The sequence below is a fragment of the Candidatus Mycoplasma haematohominis genome (assembly GCF_902712995.1).
GTDB classification, from domain to species: domain Bacteria; phylum Bacillota_I; class Bacilli_A; order Mycoplasmatales; family Mycoplasmoidaceae; genus Eperythrozoon_B; species Eperythrozoon_B haematohominis.
The window spans coordinates 1-4,022 of record NZ_CACTIB010000005.1 but is presented as its reverse complement, the minus strand read 5'-3'; the positions used below and the strand labels follow the sequence as shown (position 1 = coordinate 4,022).

The window sequence follows — 4,022 nt, the reverse complement described above, 5'->3', positions numbered from 1 at the left end:
ATTTAATAGTGAAGATGTTAACAATGGAGGGACAGTTGCGCCTTTGAAAAATTTAAATGATGATTCAGATGATTGAAAAAGAGTTTGACCTAGTTTAAGTAGTAATCCGATTGAGGATAAGAATGATTTTGAGGATGATCAGAAAACTTGGTTGAGAAATACAAAAAAATATAAAGATTCTAGTAGGTTAGCAGGAGAGAAGTTAACAGAAAAAGGTAAAGAAAGAGCTAGAGATGTTATGAAATGATGCCTGGATTATGAGAAAGGAAAAATAAAAGAAGAATTAGAGAACTATACACGTTTGAATTGAAAAACTAATAGAGATTTTTATGGTGAGATTTGTACTTATCCTGAAGATTAATTAAGAATTATTCGTAAAGTTCTTGGTTGTCTAGATTTAGGTCATAGAAGGAAGCCTCTCTAGCGTAGTAGTTTTCTGAGTAGTGACATGTTTGTCACCCCTTTCTTCTTGTTTGGGTATCGTCATGCATTCTTCCGTTAATTTTTGAACATTTATCAGTTGCATGATCCATTGCGGATTGTTCTAATTTCAATCTTTTATCTTTAGGAACATGTGCTTTTAATATATCGCTTCATTCACATTTAACACCGTTATCATCTTGACAGCTACCCTTAGTATTTGGCAATTGATCTAATCAAGTAGGTCTATCTCTTCCTTCTATAGGTTTGAATTCAATTGAATTTACTCTGGAAGGAGTATTTTTTCCGCTGTGGCCAAAGAAACGACTTCTGTCGAATATTGAACCAGCTGGAATTGATGCAGCGGATATTGCTGGTTTAGAAGTATGTTCTAGTCTTTGGGAAGTAGAAGGTCTTGGTGGTAATGTATTAGTTCTTTTTGTAGTTGGTGTTTGAGGCTTTGTTATTTGTTGTTCAGGTTCAATCTTCTTTTGTTCTTCTATTTCTGAGGTATTTGAATCAATTGGTTGTTGTTCAGAAGCAGAATCACTGCTTTTGTTTTGGATTAACTGATGAGCAGTTACGGCTGAACCAGCACTTATGACTGTTGCAGCTATAGCAGATTTAGCTAGTAATGACATGAATTAGATGTTTATGCCAATCATATTAACTGTTTTTTATGGGTATAAGCTATTTTTAGGCTTTAGGTCTTTTATTGACTAAGTAATTGATGTTCATGGAAACCAGTAGTAATGCTGGAAAATAAGTGTTTTGTTATTATGTTGAGAACAAACAAATAATAGGGTATGGCATCTCCTTTGGTAATTGTAGGAATAGGTGTACTAGGCACTGGAGTTATAGGAGCTGCCTCAGTAGGTGCTTATTACTTATTTAATGGTTCTGAGGAGAAGAAAGGAGAAACAGTAGCAGAAAGTGGAAGTGTTCCAGGAGAAGGTCGACAAGATGCAGGTTCTGGAGGAGTAAGTAGTGGTGGAGATACAGGAAGGGGAGCTGATCAGCCATCTGCCGAGGTTACTAATGGACAAGAAAGGAAAAGCACTGATGGCGGCAAACATCAAACAAATGAGGCTGGAACAGAGGAATTAAGATCTGCTTAGTTATTAAATATGGCGTCACAAGCAGCAATTGCAGGAGCAGGTGTATTGGGCGCAGGAGCTTTAGGAGCCGGTTCAGTAGGAACTTATTATGCAGTTTATGGAACTAGTGATTCTGAGAACGTAACAGTTCCAACTAAAAATGATCAAGCAGAAGATTTAGAATCTGAACAAAACGCAAGACAGGAGCCATCAACTGTTGTTCCACCTACTGGAGAAACAGAAGCTTCTTCACAGTTAAGTGCTGATGCGCGAGAGAAAAGTAATCTTGAGGATCAAAGCGAAGGTTCTGTTGTTTCAGTCCCTCTTTCTGAAGATTCAAGCGTCGGGTTAAAGCCAGATTCAGAAGAAATTTCTCTTCAATCTGGAAACGAAGGTCATATAAGAGCTCCCCTTGTTGCATCAACTTTAGAAACTCAACAAACAAAAGAAAATCCTTCAGTTGTCCAGAAATAACTTATTTAGCTTTATTAATTTAAAAAAATTGCTTAAATATATAAAATATCTATTTTTTCAGAAATATGCCATCTCCAGTAGTAATAGGCGGAGGCGCTTTAGGAGCAGGAGCTATAGGTGTAGGAACTGCTTATGCAGCAGGCGTTTTCACAACTAAATATGTTGATTTCAAAGATTATGTGAAACAGAATGGTTTGACTTATATAGGAGGTATAGATGACGCAGTTGATAATTCAATTAAGAATCTATTGGATGGGGATAAGACTAGCAGTCCAAATGGCTACAGAAATAAATTAAAGGGTCAATGAAATAGTATGGATGGAAAGGATTTAAAAGGTGCTGCAGTTTCTAAACCTAGTGGAACAGATTCAGAACCATTATTTCCAACAACTGACAGTATTTCTAAATCAGGAGATATTGCTAGATTCACTAAAGCATGATGTGAATTAAAGAAAGACAAGATTCCAGGCAAAGACAAGAAATGAACTGAAGCCACTCTTAAAGAGGATGCAGACTGAAAAATATTTGAGGAAGTTTGTTTAATTAAAAAAGTAAATAAATAATTTATGACACCTCAAGCAGCAGCCGGAGCCGGAATAGGAGGATTGGCTGTTGCAGGAGCAGGAGGTTCTGCCATTGCTTATGCAGCCGGAGCTTTTAGCGAAATTACTTATGAAAACTTTGGAGATTACGTAAATAAGAAAGCCTTAACTTATATAGGAGATTTAAAGGATGAAAAACCTAATTCAATAAAGAAATTATTGGAGGAAGATAAGAACGATACTTCTTCTAATGGTTACAGAAAAAAATTGCAGGATAAATGAGACGGTATGGATGCACAAGGATTGCAGGGAGAGAATAAAGATTCAATTACTAAACCAAATGGAGCCAAAGAGAAATTGATTCCAAGCGCTTCACTTAGTGACTTGGAAAATATTGCTAAATTTACTAAAGCATGATGCGAGCTTAAAAAAAGTAAATCTTCAGGAACAGACAAGCAGTGAACTGAAGCTACTCTTAAAGCAGATAAAGACTGAGAAATATTTGAAAAAGTTTGTTTAATTTAGAAAGCAAGTCAGAAATAGAAATTTTTAAATATCAAAGAAAAATAAAACTGACAGAAACCAGGAGCAGCACGGGACATTAAGCAATTCGTTATTATTCATAATTAAAAAAATAATTTATGGCTTCTTCAGGAGCATTAGCTGCCGCAGGTGTATTGGGTGCTGGAGCAATAGAAGCTACTTCAGTTGGAACTTATTATGCAATAAATAAACCTGGAAATGAGATCAATCCAACTTTAGTAAATCCAGCAGATCAAAAAAGAAATCAAGTTCAATTACCTGAAACTAATGAATCTGTTGATAGATTAGAGACAGAAGATGCAGGCGATAAATCTCAAACTGAAAATGATTTAGTGACTAATCTACCTACTGGACAAACTTCTCCTGTTGCAGATGTTGCTTTAGCACCGGAAATTTCAAATCTTTCTCAAGGAGATGGAAATGTTAGTGGTCAAACAGGTGTACAGTCTGATGCGTCAACTACAGTGAATTCAAAACCAACAACAACTTCTACTAAAGATACTGGAGCCTCTTCAGATTCAGATCAATAAATGAAAAAAGCAGAAAAGTTAAATAAAAACTTTGTTTGTTTATAGGTTGATAAGAGATAGAACTGAAAGTAAGGTTGAATATGAAAGATTTAGTTACTATAGTGGGAGCACAAAACTCTAAGTAGATATTCATGACACCACAAGCAGCAGTTGGAGCTGGATTAGGAGGATTAGCTGCAGCAGGTGCAGGCGGAACTGGTATTGCGTATGCTGCTGGAGCTTTTGAGAAGCCAAAAGAGCCAGATAAGGAAACAGCACAGGATGCTTCTGGAGGTACAACTCAGACTGAACAAGCAGGTTCTAGAGGAACAGCTGGTGTTTCTCAAGAAAAAGCTAAAGAAGGCGTTGGTTCTCCTGAAGCTCCTGTTGGATCAGGATCAAATATAGTTGTCCAACCGGAATCGGCAAGAGGCGAA

The 4,022-nt window shown here is 36.6% G+C and carries 8 protein-coding genes; 7 read left to right on the top strand and 1 reads right to left on the bottom strand.

Annotated features, from left to right (window positions below; genetic code table 4):
• On the top strand, positions 1–361 hold a 361-nt coding region (locus tag H6411_RS00680; RefSeq protein WP_216082735.1), incomplete at its 5' end, for a hypothetical protein.
• 7 nt (positions 362–368) lie between these two features.
• Here H6411_RS00680 and H6411_RS00675 read toward each other — a convergent pair.
• Entirely contained in the window at positions 369–1,061 is a 693-nt protein-coding gene (locus H6411_RS00675) for a hypothetical protein (protein ID WP_216082734.1), read from the bottom strand.
• Between the two features lie 165 nt (positions 1,062–1,226).
• Here H6411_RS00675 and H6411_RS00670 point away from each other — a divergent pair, with 165 nt between their 5' ends.
• From H6411_RS00670 to H6411_RS00645, 6 genes are all read left to right on the top strand, one after another.
• The gene (locus H6411_RS00670; protein ID WP_216082733.1) at positions 1,227–1,538 is read left to right on the top strand and encodes a hypothetical protein; all 312 of its coding nucleotides are present in this window, start codon (positions 1,227–1,229) and stop codon (positions 1,536–1,538) included.
• A 9-nt stretch (positions 1,539–1,547) separates the two neighbouring features.
• Positions 1,548–1,991, top strand: a complete 444-nt coding sequence (locus H6411_RS00665) for a hypothetical protein (protein ID WP_216082732.1) — start codon at positions 1,548–1,550, stop codon at positions 1,989–1,991.
• A gap of 65 nt (positions 1,992–2,056) precedes the next feature.
• On the top strand, positions 2,057–2,554 hold the full coding sequence (locus H6411_RS00660; RefSeq protein WP_216082731.1) for a hypothetical protein: 498 nt from the start codon (positions 2,057–2,059) through the stop codon (positions 2,552–2,554).
• 3 nt (positions 2,555–2,557) lie between these two features.
• Positions 2,558–3,058 (top strand): hypothetical protein, encoded by a 501-nt coding sequence (locus H6411_RS00655; protein ID WP_216082730.1) that lies wholly within the window; start codon positions 2,558–2,560, stop codon positions 3,056–3,058.
• Positions 3,059–3,174: 116 nt separating this feature from the next.
• Positions 3,175–3,606, top strand: coding sequence for a hypothetical protein (locus tag H6411_RS00650; protein WP_216082729.1), 432 nt, complete (start codon positions 3,175–3,177; stop codon positions 3,604–3,606).
• Between the two features lie 131 nt (positions 3,607–3,737).
• Positions 3,738–4,022: hypothetical protein (locus tag H6411_RS00645; protein ID WP_216082728.1), on the top strand; the 285-nt coding region annotated here is incomplete at its 3' end.